Here is a 26,292-nt window from a genome sequence, read left to right on the forward strand (position 1 = left end):
AAGCCCTTGATGGTAGGGCAGCTTGGTCGGACTACGATGATTGGTTTTCCCGGCAACCCGGTCAGTTCCGCTGTCTGCGCCATTCTGTTCCTGCGCGCAGCACTGCGGACGATGCTTGCCATGGATCCGCTCCTGCCTGTCAGGTCGCTGCCGCTGGCAGGTGGGCTCGGGCAGAATGACCGCCGGCAGGACTATCTTCGGGCGCGCCTCGAAGCTATGCCGGATGGGCGGCTTGGGGTGCGCGCCACCAGCCGTCAGGACAGCTCCATGTTCGCGACGATGGCCAGTGCCGACGCCTTGGTCATCCGCCCGCCCCAAGCACCGCCGGCCGCCAATGGCGAGCTGGTCGAGGTAATGCTGCTGGCCGAAGTCCTCAGCGGCCTCGACCGCTTTCCTCTATAGTCTCTGCAGGATGCCATGGTCTGGATCAACCGGCCGCCCCGACGATTAATGAGACAGATCCGTTCATGAAATGTGCGCCCGCCGTTGACGCCTTTCTGGAACGTACATAGAACATGCATGACGGCCGCTGCCCAGGCGGACCGCACCACATCGAGGTCCTCGCCTGTGCTCACCGGCCGCCAGCGTCAGCTCGTGCTGTTCATCCAGGACTACCACCAGAAGAACGGCATCTACCCGTCTTATGACGAGATGCGTGAAGCGCTGAAGCTGCAGTCGAAGTCGGGGATCCACCGCCTGGTGTCGGGGCTTGAGGAGCGCGGCTACATCAAGCGCTTGGCCTATCGGGCACGTGCCATCGAACTGGTGCGCGATCCGAGCCAAGAAGCGGCTGCGCCAGCGCAGACGCCAGTCAATGTCGTGCGCGGCCAGTTCCGGCGGGAGGAACGGCCATCCGCTCCAAGCCGGCAGCAGCCACCGCCGCCTGCATCGAACGGGTTTGACCTGCCGCTCTATGGCAAGATCGCTGCCGGCACCCCGATCGAGGCGCTCGCCGATACGACCACGACCATCGACGTGCCTCAGTTCATGGTCGGTGACGGCGAGCACTACGTGCTGCAGGTCAAGGGCGACTCCATGGTCGATGCAGGCATCGCCGATGGCGACTTGGTCGTGATCCAGCGCTGCGAGACGGCCGAAAGCGGTGCCATCGTCGTGGCGCTGATCGAGGATCGCGAGGTCACGCTGAAGCGCCTGCGCAAGCGTGGTGCGTCCATAGCGCTGGAGGCGGCCAACCCGACCTACGAGACCCGGATCTTTGGGCCCCATCAGGTCAAGGTTCAGGGTCGCCTGGTCGGCCTGATGCGACGCTACTGAAGCCGCGTGCGGTCACCCGGCGTCGAGTGCCGCCTGAATGCGGCCGGGCGCGTCGGTGATGACCGCCGCCACGTTCGCGGCCTTCAACGCTCGTGCACGGTCCGGCTCGTTCACCGTGTAGACCAGGACCGGCACACCGTCAGCGGCGAGTTCAGCCAGGCGCGCCGGCTCGGCATATTTCTGGCTCATGTGCAGTGTCGCACATTCCAGTCGTTCCATCGCCACCCGCCAGTCGCGCGGCAGCCGCTCGACGAGGAGGCCGCGCGGGCAGTACGGCGCCACCCTGCGGGCGGCGTCCAGGGACGGCCGTGCGAATGACGAGAGGAGCGGCGGCGCCTTGGACTCGGGCCAGTGAAGCTTCAGTTCGCCACAGATCACCTCCGCAGTCTCAAGCTCCCGGCCGGGGCAAGGCTTGATCTCGATATTTGCTTGGAGGTCAAGTTCGACCAGCAGGCTGATCACTTCCTCCAGGGATGGCGGATGCTCGCCGGCAAACTCGGCCCCGAACCAGGACCCGGCATCCAGCCCGCGGATTTCCGACCAGTCGCGCTTGGCAGCCCAGCCTCGGCCGTTCGTTGTCCGCGACAGAGCCGAGTCGTGCATCAGGAACGGAACGCGGTCGCGGGTGAGCTTCACGTCGAACTCGACCATGCGGCAGCCCAGCTCGCCCGCCCGCCGTATCGACGCCAGCGTGTTCTCAGGTGCGTCGGCGGCCGAACCCCGGTGGCCTACCACGAAGGGTACCGGGACCGACGGCACTGCCGTGCGTCCCGGCTTCCAGGCCGGCCATCGTCCGTCCGTCATCTGCCGAATCTCCTACGCACGTCCGTCGACGATGGTAAGTAGCGGGCAGGCGCCGCAGCGCGCAACCTTCAAGAACGCCGAGGACGTGAGCCGACAGGCATGAGCGGAACGGAACCGGTGGCGGCCCAGCGCGAACTTCTGGGAACCGTCGACCGCATCGTCTTCCACAATGCCGAGACCGGCTGGACCGTCCTTCGTCTGACCACGGACGGTGGCGACACCGTCATTCTGGTCGGTACGGGGCTGGCACTCCAGGAGGGTGACGCGATCAAGGCGCTGGGCGCCTTCGAGGACGATCCCAGCTGGGGGCGTCGCTTCCGCGCGGCCGTGGTGCATGCCGCGGCACCGTCCACCAGGGAAGGCATGATCACATTTTTGGGATCCGGCCGGATCAAGGGCCTGGGACCGGTCCTCGCCCATCGGCTGGTGCGTGTATTCGGCGACCGTCTGGCCGACGTCATCGAGCAGCGGCCGCAGGAACTGGCCGCGGTGGAGGGAGTAGGCTCGATGCTGGCGGAGCGGATCGCCGAGACCTGGCGGTCGCTCGCAGGGGAGCGCGATGCGATCCTGTTCCTGAACAGTCATGGCCTTGGCGGGGCGAAGGCGGCCCGGATCCTGAAAGCCTACGGACCTCGCACCGTCAGCCAACTCGCGGCGAACCCTTGGTCGCTGGCAAGAGACGTCAACGGCATCGGCTTCATGACGGCTGATCGGTTCGCCCTTGCGATGGGGCGGCCGCACGAGGATCCTGACCGTGTCGCGGCGGCACTCCGTCATGTGCTGGAGGAAATTGCCCAGGGACAGGGTGACACCCAGGCAAGGCGTGCGTTCCTGCGCGGCCGCTTGATCGCTCTGCTCGATGTCTCGGAAGACTTGGCCGATCAGGGGATCGCCCGTGCGCTGGAAGCCGGGCATGTCGTCAGGCATGGCGGCGACGTGCTGGCGCTGGAGGAGTTGCACCGGGCCGAGCAGGCGATCGCGGAAAGGCTGGCGGCACTGGCGCACGGCATTCCGTCCTGGCGTACGGGAGATGCCGAGGCGGTGGTCGCCAGCGCCGCAAAGCACCTGCAGCTCGATCTGGCGGGCTCGCAGGCCGTGGCCGTGCAGACAGCACTCGTCAGCCGGTTGATGGTGGTGACGGGCGGGCCTGGTACCGGCAAGACCACCATCGTGCGCGCCATCCTAGCGGCCGTCGAACGCTGTGGCGGACGGGTCGTGCTGGCAGCGCCTACAGGCCGGGCCGCCCGGCGCCTGTCGGAAAGCACCGGTCACGAAGCCTCGACGATCCATCGCCTGCTGGAAGCGGAGCCTGGCCACGGATTCCGGCGCGATGCGGACCGTCCCCTGGAGGGCGACCTGTTCGTGATCGACGAAGCGTCGATGGTGGACACCGAACTGATGGCAGCCTTGGTCGATGCGCTGCCGGACCATGCCGCCCTTCTGATGGTGGGCGACGTCGACCAGCTGCCCTCGGTTGGTCCGGGCCGGATCCTCGGCGACCTGATCGAGTGCGGTTACATCACCGTTGTTCGGCTGGTCGAGATCTTCCGGCAAGCTGCTGAGTCCAAGATCGTCGCGAACGCCCATCGGATCGTGAACGGCCAGCCACCGGAAACCAGCCGCGGCGAGGGACTGGGCGACTTCTATGCCATCCGCGCCAGCGGTCCGGACGAGTTCCGGCAGAAACTTCGCCAGTTACTGATCGAGCGGATCCCGCGGGCATTTCACATGGACCCGGTCGAGGACGTGCAGATCCTGGTTCCTACCAATCGTGGCGCCGTCGGGACGATCGAGCTCAACCGCTTCCTGCAGGCACTCCTGAACCCGGAACCGGCAGGCGTGCTGCAGCGGGGCGAGCAGCGGTTCGCCGTGGGCGACCGGATCATGCAGATCGAGAACGACTACGAGCGGGAGGTGTCGAACGGCGATGTCGGGCGGGTCGTCAGCGTCGACAGCGAACGGAGCGTTCTGCAGGCGGCCTTCGACGACCGGCTACTGACCTATGAAGGGTCGGACCTGGAAGCGCTCACCCCGGCCTATGCCGTCACCGTGCACAAGGCTCAGGGGTCCGAGTATCCGGCGGTCGTCGTGCTTCTGTCACGCGAGCATGGTCGCATGTTGCGGCGCGATCTGCTTTACACCGCCGTGACCCGAGCGCGGCGGCTGGTGGTCCTCCTGGGCGAGCCCGAGGCTATCGGCAGGGCCGTCGAGAACGCTGACACCCGACACCGTCAGACCGGCCTGATCGCGCGCATCGAAGAAGCCTTCCAGGAGTACCCCTCGTCATGAGCTCGACCGAGCGCCGCCTTCAAGCTGGCATCGAAGCTGTCCGCAAGGGCGGCGCCCATGCGCTCGGCCTGTTCAACCGCCGCGACGAGCTGGTGATCGAGAAGAAGGGCCGCCAGGACCTCGTGTCGCGCGCGGACCGAGAAACCGAGACGATCATCCGCGACGTCATCTCCGCGCAGTTCCCCGAGGACGGGTTCCTGGGCGAGGAGTACGGCTCGACGGGCGGGACCGACCGCCTGTGGATCATCGACCCGATCGACGGCACCTCCAACTACCTGCAAGGGATCCCCTACTGGGGGATCCTGCTTGCCTATGTCGAGAACGGTCGCCCTCTCCTTTCCTTCACCTACGACGCCTGCCGTGACGAACTCTGGACAGCCGAGGCCGGCAAGGGTGCCAAGCGCAACGAGAAGCCGATCCACTGTGCTGGCACGGACAAGGCAGACGAGGCGATCATGGCGCTCTCGTTCAACTTCAAGACCGACCCGGAGGTCTACACCACCATGCTGGCTGCGGCCATCCGCAAGGGCATCGACCACCGTCGGATCGGCTCCACCGCGCTCAAGCTCGCCTATGTCGCGGATGGCCGCTTTGACGCCAGCGTGTCGATGCTAACCAATGCGTGGGACGTGGTGCCGGGCCTGCTGCTCGTGAAGGAAGCCGGCGGCTGCATCACCGACTTCACTGCAGGCGGCCATCCACTGACCAAGCCGGCGCCGGCTGCCGCCTGCGCGCCGGGTATCCGGGGTGTGATCGAGGAGATCACCGGGCTCACGCTCGACGGCTAATTGGGCCTCCGCGCGTCCGGGCCATTTTCATCGGCACGGAAACCACATCCTGAGTTTGTTGAGGACGGGCCAGAACGATCGCGTCGTTGCCCCGTTACGCCCTTGGTAGGGGCTTTCAGGCGGAATCCGCTCGCTAGAATCGATCGGGCTCCACTGCCAGCCAGCGGAGGGCTAGATGGACGCCGTGATCGATCTCCTGAACGAGATCTTCTGGGGGTATGTCCTCGTCTACGGCCTGCTGGCTGTCGGAATCTACTTCACGATCCGGCTGGCATTCATCCAGATCGTTCATTTCCCTGAGATGTTCCGCTCCGTTCTGGGCGCCAAGGTGGCGGACAAATCGGGTATCACGCCGTTCCAGGCTCTGTGCACCAGCCTTGCATCCCGGGTCGGCACCGGCAACATCGCCGGCGTGGCGGTGGCACTCTATCTCGGGGGTCCCGGTGCGATCTTCTGGATGTGGATGGTGGCAGCCGTGGGCATGGCCACCGCCTTCTCCGAGAGCACGCTGGCGCAGGTCTACAAGATCCGCGACGGCGAGGGCCGCTATCGTGGCGGACCCGCCTTCTATATCGCCAAGGGCCTGAACGCACCTTGGGCGGGAGCCATCTTCTCCGTCTGCTTGATCCTGTCCTTCGGGCTGATCTTCAACGCCGTGCAGGCCAATTCCATCGCGGATGCGATGGAGGGCGCTTTCGGCCTGCCCAAGCTGGCGACGGGTGTGGTCGTCGCCGCCCTCGCGGCCGTGATCATCTTCGGCGGCATTCAGACCATCGCCCGCTCAGCCGAGATCATCGTGCCGTTCATGGCGCTGGGCTACGTGCTGGTCGCGCTGTACGTGCTGATCATCAATATCGTGGACGTGCCGGGCATGCTGCTGCTGATCGTGCGCAGCGCCTTCGGGCTTGAGGAGGCAGTCGGCGGCGTAACAGGCGGGATGGCCGCCGCCATGATGAACGGCGTCCGAAGGGGTCTGTTCTCCAATGAGGCGGGCATGGGCAGTGCACCCAACATCGCAGCCGTGGCCACCCCGGACCCGCACCATCCCGTCAGCCAGGGCTTCGTGCAGGCGCTGGGGGTGTTCATCGACACAATCGTGATCTGCACGGCCACTGCGCTGCTGATCCTCCTGTCGGAAACGCTCGTGCCCGGCTCCGGCCTGACCGGTACCCAGCTGACGCAGGAAGCGGTCAGCGCGCATATCGGTGGCGCCGGCCACTATTTCATCGCCGTTGCCATCTTCTTCTTCGCGTTCACGTCGATCATCGGCAACTACGCCTATGCGGAGAACGCCATGACGTTTCTTGGCATGGGCAGCCGCACGGGCCTTCTCATCCTGCGCCTGGCCGTCCTGCTGATGGTCGTCTGGGGCGCCTATGAAAGCGTGGCCACGGTCTTCAACGCGGCCGATGCCTCCATGGGACTGATGGCCACGATCAACCTGATCGCCATCCTCCTTCTGTCGGGCCTCGTGGTGCGACTCGCCCGCCACTTCATCGCCCAGCGCAAAGCCGGGCTGCATCCGATCTTCCTCGCTGGTGACATGCCGGAACTGGCTGGACGGATCGACGCGGATATCTGGCGGCAACGCTAGGGGCATCTGGAGGGCTATGCCCATTGCAAGGTGCCTGCACCCTGTTATCGATCCGCCGGCATCTCCGTGCCTTGTTCGGCCGCCTTCTCCGCATCCCTGATCCGTTTGGTGTTGTCCAACGCGTAGGGCCAGACAAGGCCGATCAGAACCGCAATCACCACGACGGCCAGGATGATCATGCGGTTGCGGGTTTGCGTGCTCATCGCTCGTCCTTCCTCGTCAGATCAGCCGCATCCCGGCATGGGCCGCCTCATGGTCCAGCAGCCAGCGCTTGCGCGGGAGGCCTCCGCCATAACCACCCAGTTTGCCGTCATGGGCGATCACGCGGTGGCAGGGGACGATGATGGAGATCGGGTTGCGGCCGTTGGCGGCACCGACCGCGCGAAAGCCGGCTATGCTGCCGACCTGATCGGCCAACTGCTTGTAGGAGATGGTCTGGCCGTAGGGGATCGTCAGGAGCGTGTCCCAGACCCGGCGCTGGAACGGCGTGCCGTCCAGGCGCATCGGCAGGTCGAAATCCTGGAGGCGACCGATGAAGAAGGCGTCGACCTGCTCCGCGGTCGCGCTCAGGAGCGGCGTCTCCGCTGGCTCAGCCGTGATCCCCTGCTCCTCGCCTGTATAGAGCCCGACCAGCACGTCGCCGTCGCCGATCAGGCGGATCGGGCCGATCGGCGTCACGATGGTCTTCATCTGCATCATGGGCTGTTGATCCCGAGCGCCAGGGCGACCCGATCGGCAATGGCTGGGCTTGCGGTAAGGCCTGGGCTTTCGATGCCCAGCAGGTTGACCAAGCCAGAGATCCCATGCTCCGCGGGACCCTGGATCTCGAAATCCTCGGCGACCGATCCGGCGGGCGACAGCTTTGGGCGGATCCCCGCATAGCCCGGCTCCAGCGAGCCGTCCGGAAGGCCCGGCCAATAGCGACGGATGGCGTCGTAGAAGACCTCGGCGCGGCTTGGGTCCACCTGGTAGTCCAGGCTCTCGATCCATTCTGTGTCGGGACCAAAGCGGGCGCGGCCGCCCAGGTCGAGCGTGATGTGGACGCCCAGTCCAGCCTTTTCGGGCATGGGGTAGATCAGGGTCGAGAACGGCGCCTTGGCGGCCAGAACGTAGTAGTTGCCCTTGCAGAGGTAGCCGGTGCGCTGCCGTGCTTCAGGCAGCCCCCTGGTGACCCTGGTAAGGGCGGGCGCGTCCAGGCCGGCGGCGTTGACCACGATCGACGCCTCCAGCGTCATCGGTTCAGCGCCGCCGGTCTCGACGACGATGCCGCTTTCTCCCGCTTGCAGGCCGACGACCGGTGTCTCAAAGCAGAGCATGGCGCCCTCGTTCTCGGCGTCGCCCTGGTAAGCCAACATCAGCGAGTGACTGTCGATGATGCCCGTGGTCGGCGACCACAGGGCTGCGGTGGCGAACAGCTCGGGCTCCTGGGACATCGCCTCCTCGCCCGTTCGCCATTCGAGCTCGACGCCGTTGGCAGCGGCCTTGAGCTGGAGGTCCTTGAGCTTGGCTTCCTCGACCTCGTTGGTCGCCACGATCAGCTTGCCGCAACGGCGATACGGCACCCCGCGTTCGTCGCAGTAGCGGTAGAGGAACTCCTTGCCCTCGACGCAGGTCTGGGCCTTCAGGCTGCCGGTCGGATAATAGATGCCTGCGTGGATGACCTCGCTGTTGCGTGAGCTGGTCTCGGTTCCGATGGCATCGGCCTTCTCCAGGACGAGCACCTCGCGACCCGCCAGGGCCAGGCGCCGTGCCACGGCCAGCCCCACCACTCCGGCACCGATGACGACGGCATCCACCCTTTCCATGATGCCTCAGCCTTCGACGATCTGGCGAAGTTCCGCCTCGGTAAGCCCGACCGAGACACCGGCCGCGATGATGTCGCCGAGCGACTTGGGATCAATCGGGATGCCGTCGCGGCTACGTTGCGCGCGCGCATGGCTTTCCGGCTCGCCCGGCATCAGCACAGCCTCGAAGCCCGGTGCCGGCGGCGACGCTTTGATCCAGTCGATCACCGCCTGCACCTCCTGACGCATGGTATCGAGGTCGCCGAACACGGCAGGATCGACGATCAGCGAGAACATCGAGTTGACGATGCCGTCCAACCGCTCGTGGTGCGGTGCGATCGTCTGGCCGCCGATCATGGCACCACCCAGAATCTCGCAGAAGATCGCGAGGCCGCTGCCTTTGTGCAGGCCGAACGACAGGAGCGCCCCCTTGCGGGTATCGACATAGGTGGTGGGATCCGTGGTGGGCGTGCCATCTGCATCGATCAGCACGCCGACCGGCACCGGAAGACCCTTGTTGCGCGCGACCCGTGCCTTGCCGAAGGCGATCGCCGAGGTCGCCATGTCCAGGAGCAGCATCGGCTTGCCGTCCGCGCCCGGAATGCCGATGCAGAAAGGGTTGGTGCCGAGCCGGGCGCTGGAGCAGCCAAACGGCGCCTGCAACGGATCGTGGTCGGCGACGTTGACGAAATGGAGCGACATCAGACCTTCGGCGGCACACTGTTCCGCCCAAAAGCCGATACGGCCGACATGGCTGGAATTGCGCAGGCCCACCACCGCACAACCCAGCTGGCGGGCACGCTCCGCGCCCAGCTTCATGGCGTCCCGCGCCATGGTCTGACCGTAGCCGCGGCCTGCATCGAGCACCAGCACCGCGCCGACATCCCGCACGACCTTCAGCGTCTGGTTCGGGACAAGGACCTTGATCCGGGAGTTCTTCACATAGTCCGGCAGCATGCCGACGCCGTGGCTGTCGTGACCAGTTAGGTTGGCAACCACCAGATGGTCCGCCACGGCCTTGGCTTCGTCTTCGTTGGAACCAGCGGCCCTGACAATCGTCGATGCCAGTCGATGCAGCCGTTCGGCGGCGATATTGGGCAAGATGACACTCCCTGCGCCTGTCGGACGCTGCCTAGCACGGCAGTCAGCGGGCCGGAAACGTTCCCGCGATGCGCTCGACCAGCCTCTGGCGCAAGAGCCGAGGTGCCGCGATCAGGCCCTGATGCGACGGCCGCTCGTTGTCGTAGCGGATCCGCTCCCCCGACGGGTTCACCATCTCGATCCCGGCCTCCTGCAGGATGATGTCGGCCGCTGCGATGTCCCAGTCGTTGGTCCGGCGCAGGGTAACGTAGGCGTCGAACCGGCGGGCGGCTACGAAGACTAGCTTGAGCGCCAGCGAGCCCAGCATGGTCCAGGTCGCCTCGGGGGCGAGCCAGGCCAGTGGACGCTTCTTTACCTCGCCACGGCTGGCAGCGATCCGCGGTTTCTCCACGTCGACGTCACCCAGCGGCGCAAGCAGCCCTCCATTCAGGCGAGCGCCCTGCCCCAGCGTCGCCTCGAACGTCTCACCCGAGGCCGGGTTGACGACGAGGCCGAACACAGGCCGGTTCCGGATCATGTAGCCGATGCAGATCGAGAATTCGGGCGTTCCCTCCGCGAACGATCGGGTGCCGTCGATCGGGTCGACTACCCAGCAGGTCGGCAAGGCCAGCCGCGAGCCGTCATCGGCCGTCTCTTCCGACAGCCAAGCCTCGCCAGGCCGCTGCAGGTGGGAGCGGAGCAGCCGGTCGATCGTGATGTCGGCCTCCGTGACGATCTGGCCGGGTCCTTTCTCCCAGCCACCGGCCGCCAGACGGAAATGGTGCATGGCGATGGCCGAGGCTTCCGGCATGATCGCCAGGGCACGCTCGCGGATCTCCGTCAGGTTCACGGTCATTTCCATATCGGCTTGCCACTGCCCGGCAGGCCGTAGCTCGCCCATTTGCGCGTCACCTCGTCCACCACGTCCGCATCCATGCGGATTTCCTGGCCCCACTCGCGCTTGGTCTCGGGCGGCAGCTTGTCGGTCGCGTCGATGCCGAGCTTGCCGCCCAGGCCCGATTCCGGCGACGCGAAATCCAGATAATCGATCGGCGTATGCCCCAGCACGGTTAGGTCACGCGACGGATCGCACTTGGTAGAGATCGCCCAGATCACGTCCTTCCAGTCCCGGGCGTTGATGTCCTCGCCGACCACGATCACGAACTTCGTGTACATGAACTGGCGCAAGTAGGACCAAACACCCATCATGATCCGCTTCGCATGGCCAGGATAGGACTTGCGGATCGACACGACCGCAACCCGGTACGAGCAGCCTTCGGGTGGGAGCCAGAAGTCGACGACCTCCGGGAACTGGAGCTGGAAGAGCGGCAGGAATACGTCGTTCAGCGCCTCGCCCAGCACGGACGGCTCGTCCGGCGGACGGCCGGTAAAGGTCGACAGGTAAATGGGATCGCGCCGCATGGTGATGGCGCTGACATGGAACACCGGGAACTGCTCGACCGAGTTGTAGTAGCCGGTATGGTCGCCATAGGGCCCCTCGTCGGCCTGCTCGTCGAGCGAAACATGACCCTCGATCACGATCTCGGCCTGGGCCGGCACCTTCAGGGGCACGCTCACGCAGTCGACGAGTTCGACGCGCGAGCCGCGCAGGAGACCCGCGAACTGGTACTCGGACATCGTGTCCGGCACCGGCGTCACCGCTGCCAGGATGACGCCTGGATCTGCTCCGATCACCGCGGCGGCTGGCAGCGGCTCGCGCTTGGACTGCTTCCAGCGGCGATGGTGTTGGGCGCCGCCGCGATGCTTGAGCCAGCGCATGATCGTCGTCCGCGGTCCCGTCACCTGCATACGGTAGATACCGAGGTTGAACGCGTCCTCGCGCGTGTCCGACGGGCCCTTGGTCACCACGAGCGGCCAGGTGATCAGCGGCGCCGGCTCGCCGGGCCAGCAAGTCTGGACCGGCAGGCGGCCAAGGTCGATCCGGTCGCCCTGGAGTACCACCTCCTGGCAGGGCGCCCGGCTGGTGGTCTTCGGCCGCATCGACAAGGCGGCCTTGGCCAGCGGCATCATCTGCAGCGCCTCGCGGATGCCCTTGGGCGGCTCCGGCTGCTTGAAGAAGGCGAGCATCCTGCCGAGCTCGACCAGTTCATCCGGCTGCTTGCCCATCCCCCAGGCCACCCGCTCGACCGTGCCGAACAGGTTGACCAAGACCGGCATCGAGTGGTCCACCACGTTCTCGAACAGCACGGCCGGCCCGCCCTCAGCGAGCAGACGGGTCTGGATCTCGGTCATCTCCAGGACGGTGGAGACAGGTGTCTTTACCCGCACCAGCCTGCCCTGCCTTTCCAGATGAGCGATGAAGTCGCGAAGGCTTTCGAAGGCCAAGCCGATCAGTCCTCCCGCCACTTGATCGAGCAGCCCATGGACGGGATCTGCTCGGCTAGCGCCTCGCCGGTTTCCGCCACCTGCTTCATGGCGAGGTACAGTTCCCGCTTCGCGTCGGGAGCACCTGCCTGCCTGCCCGAACTGTCGAGACGCCCGCGGTAGCGCAGCGCCAGCTTGCCGTCGAAGCCGAAGAAGTCCGGCGTACATACCGCACCATAGGCACGAGCCACCTCCTGCGACTCGTCGTGAAGGTAGGGAAAGGTGAAGCCGTGCTCCTTGGCAAAACGCTGCATGCTCGGAAAGTCATCGTCCGGGTAGCGCTTGCCGTCGTTGGAGCAGATCGCGACCGTCGAGATCCCGATCTTGGCGAGGTCGCCCGCATCCCGGACCATGCGGTCGACGATCGCCTTCACGTAGGGGCAGTGATTGCAGATGAAGGCGACCAGCGTGCCATTCTGGCCGGCGAGTTCTGCCAAGCTCTTGGCCCTGCCGTCCACGTCGCGCAGGGTAAAGGGAGGCGCGGCGAAGCCGAGTTCGCCGGGTGGGGTAGTCAAGGATGGCATGGCGTTGCTCCACTGCGTGGTCGGCTGGAGCCTGATATGGATGCCACCCACCGGCCAGGGCAACGGGATACGAAATGACACGGGCGGCAGCACCGCGGACGCGTGAGCTTTGGGCCTGGGCTCTGTTCGACTGGGCGACCTCGCCCTTCGCGGCGATCGTCGTGACCTTCGTGGTCGCGACCTATGTGGCGAAGGCGGTGGCGGCGTCGGAGGTTGAGGGCCAGGCGGCCTGGGGCTGGGCGATGAGCGCCTCGTCGCTGGTGGCCGCCGTCCTGGGCATCATTCTGGGTGCCATCACCGACGTGGGCGGCCCACGCAAGCCCTGGCTCTTCCTTTGCGTCATGCTGCAGGCCGCCGGCACCGCCGCCATCTGGTTCATCCTGCCGGAGCCCTCGCTTCTGCTGTTCGCCCTGGTGGTCGTGGCGATCGCGAATGTTGGCAGCGAGCTTGGCAGCGTCTTCAACAACGCGATCCTGGCCGACCTGGCGCCCAGGGATAGCCTCGGCCGCTGGTCCGGCTTTGGCTGGGGCCTGGGCTATATTGGCGGGCTCGTCTGCCTCGTGGTGGCACTGGTCGTGTTCCTGCAGCCAGAGGTGCCCCTGTTCGGGCTTGACAAGAGCAGCATGGAGCAGGTCCGGATCGTGGGACCGCTGGTGGCTCTATGGCTGGTCACCTTCTCGCTGCCGCTGTTCCTGGTCGTGTGCGACCGCCCGGGGATTGTACTGCCGAACCGCCGGATCATCGGCACGAGCATCCGCAACCTTCGAACAACGCTCCGCGACGTGCTGCGCGACAGGATCCTCGCCCTCTTCCTCCTGGCCGCCATGCTATCGGCCGACGGCCTCGGCACACTGTTCGCCCTGGGCGGGATCTATGCGGCCGGCACGTTCGGGATGAGCCTTGCCGAAGTGCTACGGTTCGGGATCCTCCTGAACCTGACGGCCGGGATCGGTGCGTGGATGTTCGCCAAGGTGGACGACCGGCTGGGCGCCAGGACGACCATCCTGATCGGCCTGAGCGGGCTGCTCGTCTGCGGGCTGGCGACGCTGTTGGCGCCCAACCGTCTGGCCTTCGAGGTCATCGGCGGAGCGCTCGGCCTGTTCGTGGGGCCGGTGCAGAGTGCCATCCGCTCCCTGATGGCGCGGCTGGCACCGCCCGACCGGCGGGCGGAAATGTTCGGCGTACTGGCACTGACGGGCCGGGCGACCTCATTCCTGGGGCCGATGCTGGTGGCGATCGTGACTACAGTCAGCGGCAGCCAGCGGATCGGCATGGCGCCGATCCTCCTGTTCTGGCTTCTGGCGATGTCGATCTTCTGGCGGTTGCCGGCTAGTGCCGGAAGTGTCGGACCCCCGTCGTGACCATGGCGATCCCGGCCTGATCGGCTGCCGCCACGACTTCCTGATCCTTGACCGAGCCGCCCGGGTGGATGGCGGCCGTAGCACCGGCCTCGACCGCGATCATCAGGGCATCGGGGAACGGGAAGAAGGCGTCGGAGGCAACCACTGTCCCCTCGGCACCGCCGCCGGCCTTGGCCCGCTCCACGGCGATCCTGGCGGCATCCACGCGGGACGTCTGACCCCCGCCGATCCCGACGGTGGCGCCGTTCCTGGCCAGGACGATCGCGTTCGACTTCACGTGCTTGGCGATAGCGAAGGCGAACAAGAGATCGGCCCGTTCCTGCTCGCCGGGCGCGCGGGCGGTGACCGAGGTGAGCCTGGCCGCCGCGATCGGACTGATGTCCTCCTCCTGGATCAGGAAGCCGCCATCCACGGAGCGGAAGCTGCGGCGGGGCCGGTCCGGGGCCGGCAAGCCCGCGGTCAAGAGCAGGCGCAGGTTCTTCTTGCGGGCAAAGATCTCTCTGGCCGCCTCGTCGGCACCGGGTGCGATCACGACCTCGGTGAAGATGCCGGTCACGGCTTCCGCCGTGGCGGCGTCAATGGGGCGGTTGAACGCGACGATGCCGCCAAACGCGCTGGTGGGATCGGAAGCCAGGGCCTTGCGGTAGGCGTCGAGCGGATCGGTGCCGAGCGCTGCGCCACAAGGGTTCGCGTGCTTGACGATTACGCAGGCTGGCTCGCCGAACTCAGCGACGCAGGCCAGGGCGGCATCGGTGTCGGCGATGTTGTTGTAGCCGAGTTCCTTGCCCTGGACCTGCTCCGCGGAACCCACACCCGGCACGCGCAGATCCGAGACGTAGAAGGCCGCCTTCTGGTGAGGGTTCTCGCCGTAGCGCAGGGTCTGCTTCAACCGGCCGCCGAGCGGAAGGCTCGGCAGGAAGGTCTCGGCCTCAATTTGCCCAGCCAGCCAGGCAGAGATCGCGGCGTCATAAGCCCCCGTGCTGGCATAGGCTTGCAGCGCCAGCTGCCGGCGGGTCGCGAGGCTGGTGCCCCGATGAACCGCCAGTTCGCCGGCCACGCGCTCATACTGGGCCGGATCGGTCACCACCGCCACGGCTTCATGGTTCTTCGCAGCGGCGCGCACCATGGCAGGACCGCCGATGTCGATGTTCTCGATGCACTCCGCGTAGCCGGCGCCCGAGGCGACTGTGGCCTCGAACGGGTAGAGGTTCACGACCAGAAGGTCGATCGGCTGGATGCCGTGCGCTGCCATCTGGCGGCGGTGCTCGTCGTCCTCGCGCAATCCCAGCAGGCCGCCATGGATCTTGGGGTGGAGCGTCTTCACCCGGCCGTCCAGGATCTCCGGATGGCCGGTCACCTCGGCGACATCGGTCACGGCAAGCCCGGCCTCACGTAGCGTCCGAGCGGTTCCGCCGGTCGAGAGCAGGCGGACGCCGGCATTGGCCAGGGCGGTGGCGAACTCCACCAAACCGGTCTTGTCGCTCACGGACAAGAGGGCGGTGCGGATCGGCACGATGTCCATCGAAGGATTCCCGAGGGTTAGCTGGTTCGGCGCAAGCGGGCGGCGAAGAAGCCATCCATGCCGCCCTGCTCGATCAGGTGGCATGGCAGGGTGCGCAGGTTGCCCTCGGCGCTGATGCACATCTCAAGGCCCGGCATCTCGTCGGCGGTGACCGGCACGCGCTCGAACTCGGGGTGCCTGGCGAGGAAGCGCTCCAGCTGGACCGGCCCTTCCTCGGGCTGCAGCGAGCAGACGGCGTAGACCAGGAGGCCGCCGGGCTCGACGACGCGGGCTGCACCGTCGAACAGGCGGGCCTGCAGGTCCATGGTGCGGGTCACGTCGAAGGCGCGCTTGTGCCAGATGACGTCCGGATGGCGGCGGATCGTGCCGGTGGCCGTGCAGGGAGCGTCCAGGAGGACCCGCGACCAGGTGCGGCCGGGCGGCAGGAGGGCGGCATCCGACACGATGACCTCGGCCTGCAGCCGCAAACGCTGCAGGTTCTGCTTCAAGCGCTCGGCCCGGTTCGGGTCCTGCTCCACCGCAGTGACGATCCCCTGGCCGGCAGCGAGCTGGGCCGTCTTGCCTCCCGGTGCCGCGCACAGGTCTACGACCGTCTGCTTGCGCACGTCGCCCAGCAGCCTGACCGGCAGGCTCGCCGCCAGGTCCTGCACCCAGAACCGCCCCTCGCTGAAGCCCTTCAGCCGGTCGATCTGGCCGCCGGCCGTCAGGCGGACGGTGCCGTTCGGCATGGGCTGGCCGCCCAGGATCTCGGCCAGCGAGGCGGCATCGTCGCGGGCCGTCAGGTCGAGCGGTGGCTCGACCTGGTGCGCCTCGCCGATCGCCCTGGCCATAGGCTCGCCATAGGCATCGACCCAGGCGAACCACATCCACTCGGCGCTGTTGAGCCTCGCGGCATCCTGTTCGGCCACGATGGCCGGGCCTTCCTCGGCGACCTTGCGCAGGATGGCGTTGATCATGCCGCGCTCGCGGTCGAGCGGCCCGTGGGCCAGTTGCACGGTGGCGGACAGGGCGGCATGGGCGGGCGTGCCCAGGAACAGGAGCTGGGCCGCACCCAGGCGCAGCAGGTTGAGGGCGCGGGCCTTCTGCGGCGGGAAGCGCCAGAAGCGGGCCAGCGCGTCGTCGATCTGCCCCTTGTGGCGCAGGACCGTGGCCACCAGCGCGCGAGCGAACGCACGATCGCGCGGCTCCAGGCGCTGGAGGCCGCGATGGCTGGCCAGCGCGTCGTCCATCGTCCGCCAGCTCTGCCCGAGCACGGCGTCCAGGATGTCGAGCGCCATCATCCGGGCGTCCGGCCCGCCCGAGCGGGAACGGCCGGCCGTGGTCCGGTCGTCCGGTTTGGTCCAGGCGTTGCGGCGGGCGGGATCGACGTAGTGGGGGCGTTCAGCCACGGGGCAGACCTGCGAGCGATTGGGAGATCAGGGAGCGCGTTGCTCCAACACCATAGAGGGCCGCGAAGTTGCCAAAGCGCGGGCCCTGCGCCTGGCCGAGCAGGACCTCGTAGAGGGCGGTGAACCAGGTGCGCAGCGGCTCGAACCCGTGCTTCTTGCCGATGGCGTAGACCTCGTTCTGGATCGTCTCGCCCTCGGCACCTTCCGGCATGGAAGCGAGCACGTCGTGCAGCTCCTGAAGGGCGGCGCGCTCCTGCTCGGTCGGCTGGCGGTACTTCTTCTGGGGCTTCACGAAGTCCTGGTGGTAGGCCACCGCATGCTCGACCAGCTTGGCCAGCTGCGGCGCGCTGGCGGCGGTCGTGCCCGGTGCGTACTGGCTGATATAGCCCCAGATCACCTGCGGCTCCTCGGCGTTCACGACGCTGGCGAGGTTGAGCAGCATGGCAAACGAGAGCGGGAGCTTCGTCACCATCGGGTCGCCGGCATGGATGTGCCAGACCGGATTGCCGAGCTTCTCCTTGTCGTCCTGGCCGGGATAGGCCTCCAGCAGCTGCTGGTACTCGTCGACATGCTTGGGGATCACGTCGAAATAAAGGCGCTTGGCAGCCTTCGGGTCGCGGTAGAGGAAGAGCTGCAGGCTCTCCGGGGTGGCGTAGCGCAGCCACTCGTCGATGGTCAGGCCATTGCCCTTGGACTTGCTGATCTTCTGGCCCTGCTCGTCCAAGAACAGCTCGTAGGTGAGGTTCTCCGGCGGCAGGCCGCCAAGGGCCCGGCAGATCTGCGAGCCCAGCTTCACCGAATCGATCAGGTCCTTGCCGGACATCTCGTAATCGACATCGAGCGCATACCAGCGCATCGCCCAGTCGGCCCGCCACTGCAGCTTGCAGTGGCCGCCGGTCACCGGGACCTCGGTCAGCGTGCCGTCCTCGTCGCGGAACACGACCGTGCCGTCCTGCGGCTTCAGCTCCTCGATCCGCACCTGCAGGACCTTGCCGGTCTTCGGGGAGATCGGGAGGAAGGGGCTGTAGGTGGCGGCGCGCTCGGCACCCAAGATCGGCGTGACGATCTTCACGAGCTGGTCGTGGACTTCCAGTGCCCGCAGCAGGGCCTGATCGAAGCGGCCGGCGCGGTAGTGGTCGGTTGCGGACTGGAAGCTGTAGGCGAAGCCGAACCGGTCCAAAAACGCGCGCAGGCGGGCGTTCATGTGGTGGCCGAAGCTCTCATGCGTGCCGAACGGGTCGGGAATCGCGGTAAGCGGCTTGCCAAGGTATTCCCGGACCATGTCGCCGTTCGGGACGTTGTCCGGCACCTTGCGCAGGCCGTCCATGTCGTCGGAAAAGGCATAGAGTTCCGTCGGAACATCCGGCCGCAACAGCTTGAATGCATTGCGGATCAGGGTCGTGCGGAACACCTCGGCGAAGGTGCCGATATGCGGCAGGCCGGAGGGACCGTAGCCGGTCTCGAACAGCACGAAGCCTTTGGCCGGCGGACGCTTGGCGATGCGCTCGACAAGGCGGCGCGCCTCGACGAACGGCCAGGCTTTCGCCGACTGATAGAGCTCCTGCATGGGATGGACCTGCCATTTGACGCAACGGACGAGCAGCGGCCGGACTTGGCATCCGGCCGCTGGCGCGCGACGTCTAGCAGACTTGCCGCCTCCAGGTCACACCCTGCGTGCCGCAAACCCCTCATGCGTCAGGCACCGATCCGGCCGAACAGGTCGCCGGTGCCAAGTTGGACCGGAAAGTCCAGCACCTCCACCAGCGCTCTCTCGCTGCGGATTCCCGTGACGACCACCTCGACGCCGCAGCGCTGCATGGCCCGGATGTCGCGGATCAGGTCGCTGTCGTAGGCGCCGAGCGAAGCCTGGTGCAGTTCGTCGGCGGGAAGGCACACGAGGCTCAGCTTGCGCGCCGCGACCGCTTCCGGCGAGAGATGAGGCCGCTCAGCCAGCTCCAGGCCGATGCCCACCTGCGCCCTGCGCAGGATCGCGACCAGCTCCAGGCCGAAGCGTTCGGTGGGCCAGGCGTCCAGCACCAGATGCAGGGCGCAGGCCTGCGGCGGGCGCCGCCCCAGCAGGGTGGCAAGGGCCGTGCGCGCCTCCTCGGCGGCAAAGGACGCGGTGGACAATCTGGCTACGACCGGCAGGTTCTCCGCACCGGGCACCGGACGCTCCGCGTTCCTGGCCGCTGCCCGTACCATTTCCAGATCAAGGGCCGCACGCAGCTCGTCCGCCTCGCTGCCCAGGAGCCGGTGAGCGTCGGAGAGAGCGCCGTCGTGACGGCATTGCTGGTGGATCGCGACCATCCGGCGGCGGCGCTGCGGCAGGCTCACCACCGGCACCCGGACGACCGTCAGTGCATCCTCCTGCACGGCACGCGCCACGGCCTGCCGCCCGGCCGCTTCCTCGTCCGCGATCACGTCGCGACGGAACGGCTGGTTGATGGTGAGCCCGAGCCCGGCATGTGGCGCGCTGGCAGGGCGAGACGGTGCCGTTTGCCGGGACCGCTCAGGAAGCTCGTCCATTGCAGGGTCGGGAGCGCCGTCCAGCATGTCCGGTCCGTCCGGGGCCGGGCCGATGGACGCGGCCACCGGCGGCTCGGGTTCGTTCCTGCGTTCATTCGCTGCCTGGTTCCTGCGGAACAGGGTGAACGCGCCAAATTGCACCTTGGCCTCGGGTTCGTTCGTGTCGGCGCCGGCTGCCGCCAGGCCGGGGAGCAACTCCGGAGTGGGCGCGGTGCCGGACGCGTCTGCCGACATCTCGTCGGGAGGGATGAGGTCGACAGGCGAGAGGACGAGGTCGGGTTCGTTCGTGCCATCTGCCGGTTGGACCGCCACCTTGCGGTCCTTGCGCCGCCATGCACCGAAACCGGCTGCCGCTGCATGGCCGAGCAGGGTCCGCACGCCAGGGCCACGCTCGGCGGGATCGGCTGCGCTTGCCACCGGCGGCAGGTCGGGCTCGGGTTCGTTCGTGCCATCCGCCGCTGGCGGTGCGGGCGGGGCGTCGGCCGGCATTCGCCCTTGCCGGCGCTCGGTTCGTTTGTGCGAATCCATGGTGCGGTGCCGCCGGCCAGCAGGCGCTCGCGGCGTACCAGCAGCGTCGAGCCACCCAGGAGCAGGAGGAAGGTCAGGAGGCCAGGTGCCAGAGTCAGGCGCAGCGCCGGGTCCGGGACAGCCAGCAGGCCGCTGGCACCCGCGACCAGCGCGCTCGCCACCGCTAGGAAGTAGAAGAAACCGGACACCTTCCAGCTCCCGGATGTTGATCTACCCAGGGTTGTTAAACCATCCGCATACTTAATTGAAGCGAGAGAAACAGGTGAGACAGCGGGTTCCCCGACCGAGCAAGCAGCGCGTCGCCGACGTGCTACCGGTGGCTCGCGACCGCCTGCTCCGGCACGAGCCGGCGAACGACCCCACGGTGCTGCCGGCAGCGGTAGTGCCACCGTCCGAGAAGGGCGGGACGCCGTCCGGCGGCCTCCTGCCGGCGGCCCTGGAAGGCTGGTTCACCCAGCGGAACTGGACGCTGCGCCGGCACCAGGTCGAGATGATCCAGGCCGCCGAGCGGCAGCAGGACGCGCTGCTGATCGCGCCTACCGGCGGCGGCAAGACGCTGGGCGGGTTCCTGCCGAGCCTGATCGCGCTGGCCGGGCGCGGGCCGCGCCCGGTGGCGCGGCTCCACACGCTCTATGTCTCGCCGCTCAAGGCGCTGACCGCGGACGTGCAGCGCAACCTGATGCGTCCGGTCGAGGAGGCGGGCCTGCCGGTCACGGTGGAGAGCCGCACCGGCGACACGCCGCAGAACCGCCGGGCCCGCCAGAAGCGGACCCCGCCCGACATCCTGCTGACGACGCCCGAATCCCTGGCGCTGATGCTCTCGTGGACGGATGCCGCCGAGCGGTTCGCCCATCTGGATGCCGTCATCATCGACGAACTGCACGCGCTGGCCGATACCAAGCGTGGCCAGATGCTGGCGCTGTGCCTGGCCAGGCTGCGTGGCCTGGCGCCGCAGGCCCGCTTCTGCGGCCTGTCCGCCACGGTGGCCGACCCGCCTGCCCTGCTGCGATTCCTGTCGCCGGATCCTGAGCGGGCGGTGATCGTGAGGGGCGATCCCGGTGCCGACCCGGACGTCGCGATGCTGGTGCCGGACGCCTATGTGCCCTGGTCCGGCCATTTCGGGCTGTTCGCGGTCGACGCGGTCTACCGGCTGATCAAGACCGCGCGGACCTGCCTTTTGTTCGTCAACACCCGCTCGGCCTCGGAGGTGCTGTTCGCCCATCTCTGGCGGGCGAACGAGGACGGGCTGCCGATCGCACTCCATCACGGCTCCTTGTCGGTGGAGCAGCGCAAGCGGGTGGAGGCGGCGATGATCGCCGGGCAACTGCGCGCGGTGGTCTGCACAAGTTCGCTCGACCTCGGCATCGACTGGGGCGATGTCGACCTGGTCGTCCAGATCGGCGCGCCCAAGGGGGTCGCCCGCCTAGTCCAGCGGATCGGCCGCTCCAACCACCGCATGGACGAGCCGTCGCGCGCCGTGCTGGTGCCGGCCAACCGGTTCGAGTTCCTGGAGTGCATGGCCGCCCAGGAAGCGGTCCATGCCGGTGACCTCGATACCGGGATCGTCCTCCTGCCGGGCCTGGACGTGCTGGCCCAGCATGTGCTGGGGGTGGCCTGCTCCGGCCCGTTCGGTCCGGACGAACTCTATGCCGAGGTAATCCGGGCGCAGCCGTTCAACGACCTCAGCCGGAAGGACTTCGACGACGTCGTGCAGTTCTGCGCCAATGGCGGCTACGCGCTGGGCGAGTACGAGCGCTACCGGCGCCTCGAGCGGCTGCCGGACGGGCGCTGGAAGCTGGCCGATCCGCGCTTTGCCCGGCAGTGGCGGATGAACGTGGGCGTGATCGTCGAGGCACCCGTGCTCAGGGTGAAGCTCGGGCGGCGCACGCTGGGCGAGGTCGAGGAATTCTTCATCCAGACGCTCTCTCCCGGCGACAGCTTCATGTTCGCAGGCCAGACGCTGGAGTTCCTGGGGATTCGCGAGCACGAGGTGATGACGCGGATCGCCAAGGACAGCTCGAAGGCCGAGATCCCGCTCTATGGCGGCTCCAAGTTCCCGGTGAGCACCTTCCTGGCCAAGCGCGTCCGCCGGCTCCTGGGCGATCGGCAAAGCTGGAGCCGGTTTCCCGAGCCTGTCCAGGAATGGCTGGAGCACCAGCTGCGCCGGTCCTCCCTCCCGCCCGAGGAGGGCATGCTGGTCGAGACCTTCCCTTATCGCGGCCGCTGGTTCCTGGTGGCCTACGGGTTTGCCGGAAGAAATGCCCACCAGACGCTCGGCATGCTGGTGACGCGTCGCATGTCGCGCGCCGGCCTGGCACCGTTCGGCTTCGTGGCGTCGGACTATGCGATCTCGATCTGGTCCGGCGAGGAGGTGCGGGACGTCGACACGCTGTTCGACGTGGACATGCTGGGCGACGATCTGGAAGCCTGGATGGGCGACAGCTCCATGCTCAAGCGGACCTTCCGCAACGTCGCCGTCGTGGCAGGGCTGATCGAGCGCCGCCACCCCGGCCAGGAGAAGACCGGGCGGCAGGTCACCTTCAACGCCGATCTGATCTACGACGTCCTGCGTAAGTACGAGCCGAGCCACGTGCTGCTGCGGGCCACGCGTAACGAGGCGGCCGGCGGCCTCACGGACATCCGGCGCCTCGCCGACATGCTGGTCGAGGTGCAGGAGAAGATCCTGCATCGCCGCCTGCCGCGGGTGAGCCCGCTCGCCGTGCCGGTCATGCTGCAGATCGGCCGGGAGCGGGTGGGGCAGGACAGCATCGACATGCTGCTCGACCGGCATGCGACGGAACTGATCGACGAGGCGATGGCCGAGGATGACGGCGAGGCAACCGGGAAGCTCGAAGCCGACTGACGCTGCCCCTTTTGCGCCGCGCATTCGTAGTTTCGGGCGCGGCCCGGAAGCTCTAAGGGGTGGCTTCACGCGGCGCCGTGAACGAACTGGCAACGGGCCGAGGCAACGGCGGAGCGGGTGGTTGCGGCCGGCAGAGATCTTGTTCCATGGGCAGCGCCTGCTGCTGGACCCGGCCGGCGTACTGTTCTGGCCGGAACGGCGCGTCTTGGTCGTGGCCGACCTTCATCTCGAAAAGGGGGCCGCGTTCGCGCGCCGGGGCGCCATGCTGCCGCCCCACGATACGCTGGCCACGATCGAGCGCCTGGAACAGGTGACCCATCGGCTGCGGCCAGAGACGGTGGTCAGCCTGGGCGATGGCTTCCACGACCGGCACGGGCCGGGCCAGCTGCCCTCCCGCCTGGCCGACCGCCTGCGCGGCCTCACCGCCGGCTGCCGGTGGATCTGGGTGACCGGCAACCACGATCCCGAACCGCCGCAAGGGCTGGGTGGCACGGGGATGCCCTCGGTCGAGCTGGACGGCGTCATGCTCCGCCACGAGCCGGAGGATGGTGCTGGAGGCGGCGAGGTCGTCGGCCATCTCCATCCTTGCGCGAAGGTGCGGCTGGGACCGCGGACCACGCGCCTGGACTGCTTCGTGACCGACGGCAGCCGGCTGGTCCTGCCGGCGTTCGGCGCGTTCACGGGCGGGCTGAACGTGCTGGACGAGGCCGTTGCCGGCCTGTTCGGCCAGGGCTTCACGACCTACGTGCTGGGCGAGGCCAGCTGCCGGCCGGTGCCGCACCGGCTGCTGGTGGCGGATGTGGCCGGGCGGCAGCGCGCCAGGCAGCCGGTTCTGGGCGGAGCCGGCAAATGAGCGCCACGGGGCTGTGCTGGTTCCGCTGGGACCTGCGCCTCCTCGACCAACCGGCGCTGCTGGCGGCAGCGGAGGGGGCGGACCGGCTGGTCTGCGTCCATCTGCTGGACGAGCGGATGGGTGGCGCGCAACGCTGGTGGCTGCATCACAGCCTGACCCGGCTGCAGGCGGACCTTCAGGCGAAGGGGCAGCGCCTCGTTCTCCGCCGCGGTGATCCGGCGACCGTGCTGCGCGACTTGGTGGAGCGCCACAGGATTCAGCGAGTTGCCTGGAATCGCGCCTACGGGCCCGAGGACCGTGCCCGCGACCAGGCGCTGGCAGAAGATCTGGAAGGCAGGGGCGTCGAGGTCGCAACGTTCAACGGTTCGCTCGGCCGCGAGCCGCACGAGGTCACCCAGCCCAAGGGCCAGCCCTACAAGGTCTACACTCCCTATGCGAAGGCCTGGTTCAAGCAGGGCGAGCTACCGGCACCCCACCCTGCCCCGGACCGCCTGCCGCCACCGCCTGATAGCCTTAAGGCTGGCGACAAACTGGCCAGCTGGGCGCTCCTGCCGACCAGGCCGGACTGGGTCAAAGGCTTTCGGAAACGCTGGGGGAACGAGGTCGGCGAGGCAGCCGCGCACACGGCGCTGGACCTGTTCGTCGAGCAGTCTGCCGCCGGCTATGGGCGCGGGCGCGACCTGCCCGGAACCCGCGGGACGTCCAGGATGTCGGCGCATCTGCGCTTTGGCGAGATCTCGCCCCGGCAGGTCGTCCATGCCGCTCGTGCCGCTGCGGAAAGCGGCCAGGTCGGCCACGACCAGCTGTTCCCTTATCTGCGCCAGATCGTCTGGCGCGACTTCGCCTACGCCAATCTTTTCCATTTCCCGCAGCTGCCGACCGAGCCGCTGCGGCCAGCATTTAGGAGGCTGGTCCATGCCGAGGATCCGGGCGGGAGGCTGCTGCGTGCCTGGCAGACGGGGCGGACCGGGTATCCCATCGTGGACGCCGGGATGCGCGAGCTCTGGCACACCGGCTGGATGCACAACCGGGCGCGGCTGATCGCCGGCTCCTTCCTGGTCAAGGACCTCCTCCTGCCCTGGCAGGCGGGCCTTGCCTGGTTCGACGACACGCTGGTGGACGCCGATCCGGCGAACAACGCGATGGGCTGGCAATGGCTGGCCGGGTGCGGGATCGACGCCACCCCGTTCTTCCGGGTGTTCAGCCCCGTGCTGCAGGGCCGGAAGTTCGATCCCGACGGCGCCTATGTGCGCCGCTGGGTGCCCGAACTGGCCGAGCTGCCCGACCGCCATCTGCACGCCCCGTTCGAGGCGCCCGAGCAGGTGCTGCACGAGGCCGGTGTGACGCTGGGCAAGACCTATCCCCGGCCGGTCGTGGACCATGGCCTGGCGCGCGATCGGGCCCTTCGGGCGTTCCGGGCGATGCGCGCTGCCGCCTGACGATGACGCTTCCGTGATCCTAGTTCCTGGAAGCTGCCCGGACACCGCGATAAGCATGCGGCAGCGGGAAAGCTGAAACGGGGAAACGAACCGGTGATAGCTCAGGTCGGCGGCAAGGGCGGCATCAAGCTCCTGCTGGGCATGGCGGCGCAACTCCAGGCGGGCAAGCTCACCCTGGTCCTGCCGGACGGGTCGCGACATGCGTTCGAAGGCCGCCTTCCCGGCCCTGCGGCCGAGATGGTCCTGCATCGCGCCCGGGTCGTCCGGCGCTTTCTCACCGGCGGTGCCAACGGCTTTGCCGATTCCTACCTGGACGGCGACTGGGACAGCCCGGACCTGGCCGCCCTGCTCAAGCTGCTGGCGCAGAACGAGCAGCCCTTTGCCGACCGCTACTACGGCAGGTCATGGGTCCGCGTCGCTGCCAGGCTCACCCACCTGTTCCGCCCGAATACCAGGCGCGGCAGCCGGAAGAACATCCATGCCCATTACGACCTGGGCAACAGCTTCTACCAGCGCTGGCTGGACCCCTCGATGACCTATTCCGCCGGGGTCTACGAGCGGCCGGACGCCACGCTGGAAGAGGCCCAGCTCGCCAAGCTGCGCCGGATCGCCGAGCTCACCGGCATCCGGCCGGGTGCCCATGTGCTGGAGATCGGCTGCGGCTGGGGAAGCTTCGCCGAGCTGGCCGCCAAGGAGTTCGGCGCCAAGGTGACCGGCCTCACCATCAGCCAGGCCCAGGCCGAGTTCGCCCGCCAGCGCATCTTCGAGGCCGGCTTGGCCGACCGGGTGAAGATCGAGATCCGCGACTATCGCGACGTCGAGGGCCGCTTCGACGCGGTCACCTCCATCGAGATGTTTGAGGCAGTCGGCGAGCGTTTCTGGCCCACCTATTTCGCCAAGCTCCGCGACGTTCTGAAAGACGGCGGCAGAGCTGCGCTGCAGGTCATCACCATCCACGAGCGCAACTGGGAGAACTACCGCAAGAGCGCCGATTTCATCCAGCGCTACGTGTTCCCGGGCGGCATGCTGCCGACCAAGACCGTGCTGGACCGTCTGGCCAGCGCCGCAGGCCTGACCTGCCAGACGATGACTGGCCATGCCGAGGCCTATGCCGACACGCTGGCCGAGTGGAACCGGCGCTTCCAGGCGGCCTGGCCGGAGCTGGCGCCGATGGGCTTCGACCGGCGGTTCAAGCGGATCTGGGAGTTCTACCTGGCCTATTGCGAGGCAGGGTTCCGGACCGACAATATCGACGTGGTGCAGGTCGCCTACACACGCTGACCTGACAG

Annotated in this window: 21 protein-coding genes and 1 pseudogene; 10 read left to right on the forward strand and 12 right to left on the reverse strand. The window is 67.6% G+C overall.

What is annotated here, in order from left to right:
• Positions 1-402: pseudogene (locus tag VHL31_RS13485) on the forward strand (molybdopterin molybdenumtransferase MoeA); the annotation flags it as partial.
• Between the two features lie 165 nt (positions 403-567).
• Positions 568-1,275: a transcriptional repressor LexA gene (lexA, locus tag VHL31_RS13490; RefSeq protein ID WP_349262439.1), complete on the forward strand. Its 708-nt coding sequence runs from the start codon at positions 568-570 to the stop codon at positions 1,273-1,275.
• Between the two features lie 12 nt (positions 1,276-1,287).
• Here the strand turns inward: lexA and ugpQ are convergent, their stop codons facing one another.
• Positions 1,288-2,079, reverse strand: a complete 792-nt coding sequence (gene ugpQ, locus VHL31_RS13495) for a glycerophosphodiester phosphodiesterase (RefSeq protein WP_329661742.1) — start codon at positions 2,077-2,079, stop codon at positions 1,288-1,290.
• Positions 2,080-2,178: 99 nt separating this feature from the next.
• Between ugpQ and VHL31_RS13500 the strand changes: the two genes are divergently transcribed.
• The 3 genes from VHL31_RS13500 to VHL31_RS13510 all read left to right on the forward strand — a co-directional run bounded on the left by VHL31_RS13500 (position 2,179) and on the right by VHL31_RS13510 (position 6,750).
• Complete coding sequence (locus tag VHL31_RS13500; RefSeq protein WP_329661743.1) at positions 2,179-4,368, forward strand: ATP-dependent RecD-like DNA helicase; 2,190 nt, start codon at positions 2,179-2,181, stop codon at positions 4,366-4,368.
• Positions 4,365-5,156, forward strand: coding sequence for an inositol monophosphatase (locus tag VHL31_RS13505; RefSeq protein WP_329661744.1), 792 nt, complete (start codon positions 4,365-4,367; stop codon positions 5,154-5,156). Before VHL31_RS13500 ends, VHL31_RS13505 begins: the two co-directional genes overlap by 4 nt.
• Before the next feature lie 175 nt (positions 5,157-5,331).
• Positions 5,332-6,750 (forward strand): sodium:alanine symporter family protein, encoded by a 1,419-nt coding sequence (locus tag VHL31_RS13510; protein ID WP_329661745.1) that lies wholly within the window; start codon positions 5,332-5,334, stop codon positions 6,748-6,750.
• Between the two features lie 44 nt (positions 6,751-6,794).
• Here the strand turns inward: VHL31_RS13510 and VHL31_RS13515 are convergent, their stop codons facing one another.
• Genes VHL31_RS13515 through VHL31_RS13545 form a run of 7 tightly spaced genes read right to left on the reverse strand, consistent with a single transcriptional unit; the run spans position 6,795 to position 12,523 of the window.
• Positions 6,795-6,953 carry a hypothetical protein gene (locus VHL31_RS13515; RefSeq protein WP_329661746.1) on the reverse strand — a complete coding sequence of 53 codons (159 nt, stop codon included), beginning with the start codon at positions 6,951-6,953 and terminating at the stop codon, positions 6,795-6,797.
• A 16-nt stretch (positions 6,954-6,969) separates the two neighbouring features.
• Positions 6,970-7,449: a methylated-DNA--[protein]-cysteine S-methyltransferase gene (locus tag VHL31_RS13520; protein WP_329661747.1), complete on the reverse strand. Its 480-nt coding sequence runs from the start codon at positions 7,447-7,449 to the stop codon at positions 6,970-6,972.
• Entirely contained in the window at positions 7,446-8,555 is a 1,110-nt protein-coding gene (locus VHL31_RS13525; protein WP_329661748.1) for an NAD(P)/FAD-dependent oxidoreductase, read from the reverse strand. Before VHL31_RS13525 ends, VHL31_RS13520 begins: the two co-directional genes overlap by 4 nt.
• 6 nt (positions 8,556-8,561) lie before the next feature.
• Positions 8,562-9,635 carry a malate/lactate/ureidoglycolate dehydrogenase gene (locus tag VHL31_RS13530; RefSeq protein ID WP_329661749.1) on the reverse strand — a complete coding sequence of 358 codons (1,074 nt, stop codon included), beginning with the start codon at positions 9,633-9,635 and terminating at the stop codon, positions 8,562-8,564.
• Between the two features lie 43 nt (positions 9,636-9,678).
• A complete protein-coding gene (locus tag VHL31_RS13535; RefSeq protein WP_329661750.1) occupies positions 9,679-10,464 on the reverse strand; it encodes a 3'(2'),5'-bisphosphate nucleotidase CysQ in 786 nt (261 codons plus the stop codon).
• Positions 10,465-10,466: 2 nt separating this feature from the next.
• A complete protein-coding gene (locus VHL31_RS13540; RefSeq protein ID WP_329661751.1) occupies positions 10,467-11,960 on the reverse strand; it encodes a UbiD family decarboxylase in 1,494 nt (497 codons plus the stop codon).
• 5 nt (positions 11,961-11,965) lie between these two features.
• The gene (locus tag VHL31_RS13545) at positions 11,966-12,523 is read right to left on the reverse strand and encodes a thioredoxin family protein (protein WP_329661752.1); all 558 of its coding nucleotides are present in this window, start codon (positions 12,521-12,523) and stop codon (positions 11,966-11,968) included.
• A gap of 74 nt (positions 12,524-12,597) precedes the next feature.
• Here VHL31_RS13545 and VHL31_RS13550 point away from each other — a divergent pair, with 74 nt between their 5' ends.
• On the forward strand, positions 12,598-13,884 hold the full coding sequence (locus tag VHL31_RS13550) for an MFS transporter (protein WP_329661753.1): 1,287 nt from the start codon (positions 12,598-12,600) through the stop codon (positions 13,882-13,884).
• Here the strand turns inward: VHL31_RS13550 and purH are convergent.
• From purH to VHL31_RS13570, 4 genes are all read right to left on the reverse strand, one after another.
• The gene (gene purH, locus VHL31_RS13555) at positions 13,853-15,406 is read right to left on the reverse strand and encodes a bifunctional phosphoribosylaminoimidazolecarboxamide formyltransferase/IMP cyclohydrolase (RefSeq protein WP_329661754.1); all 1,554 of its coding nucleotides are present in this window, start codon (positions 15,404-15,406) and stop codon (positions 13,853-13,855) included. The genes VHL31_RS13550 and purH overlap by 32 nt on opposite strands.
• A gap of 17 nt (positions 15,407-15,423) precedes the next feature.
• Positions 15,424-16,794, reverse strand: coding sequence for an RsmB/NOP family class I SAM-dependent RNA methyltransferase (locus VHL31_RS13560; RefSeq protein ID WP_329661755.1), 1,371 nt, complete (start codon positions 16,792-16,794; stop codon positions 15,424-15,426).
• Complete coding sequence (locus tag VHL31_RS13565; RefSeq protein WP_329661756.1) at positions 16,787-18,361, reverse strand: lysine--tRNA ligase; 1,575 nt, start codon at positions 18,359-18,361, stop codon at positions 16,787-16,789. Before VHL31_RS13565 ends, VHL31_RS13560 begins: the two co-directional genes overlap by 8 nt.
• 128 nt (positions 18,362-18,489) lie before the next feature.
• On the reverse strand, positions 18,490-19,809 hold the full coding sequence (locus tag VHL31_RS13570; RefSeq protein WP_329661757.1) for a hypothetical protein: 1,320 nt from the start codon (positions 19,807-19,809) through the stop codon (positions 18,490-18,492).
• 421 nt (positions 19,810-20,230) lie between these two features.
• On the opposite strand from VHL31_RS13570, the gene VHL31_RS13575 reads away from it, so the two are divergent.
• The 4 genes from VHL31_RS13575 to VHL31_RS13590 all read left to right on the forward strand — a co-directional run bounded on the left by VHL31_RS13575 (position 20,231) and on the right by VHL31_RS13590 (position 26,284).
• A complete protein-coding gene (locus VHL31_RS13575; RefSeq protein WP_414653730.1) occupies positions 20,231-22,711 on the forward strand; it encodes a ligase-associated DNA damage response DEXH box helicase in 2,481 nt (826 codons plus the stop codon).
• A 121-nt stretch (positions 22,712-22,832) separates the two neighbouring features.
• Positions 22,833-23,564, forward strand: a complete 732-nt coding sequence (gene pdeM / locus VHL31_RS13580) for a ligase-associated DNA damage response endonuclease PdeM (RefSeq protein ID WP_329661759.1) — start codon at positions 22,833-22,835, stop codon at positions 23,562-23,564.
• On the forward strand, positions 23,561-25,003 hold the full coding sequence (locus VHL31_RS13585) for a deoxyribodipyrimidine photo-lyase (RefSeq protein ID WP_329661760.1): 1,443 nt from the start codon (positions 23,561-23,563) through the stop codon (positions 25,001-25,003). Before pdeM ends, VHL31_RS13585 begins: the two co-directional genes overlap by 4 nt.
• Positions 25,004-25,096: 93 nt before the next feature.
• Positions 25,097-26,284 carry a cyclopropane-fatty-acyl-phospholipid synthase family protein gene (locus VHL31_RS13590; RefSeq protein ID WP_329661761.1) on the forward strand — a complete coding sequence of 396 codons (1,188 nt, stop codon included), beginning with the start codon at positions 25,097-25,099 and terminating at the stop codon, positions 26,282-26,284.
• Positions 26,285-26,292: the final 8 nt, after the last annotated feature.

This window comes from Geminicoccus sp., from assembly GCF_036263595.1.
GTDB lineage: Bacteria > Pseudomonadota > Alphaproteobacteria > Geminicoccales > Geminicoccaceae > Geminicoccus.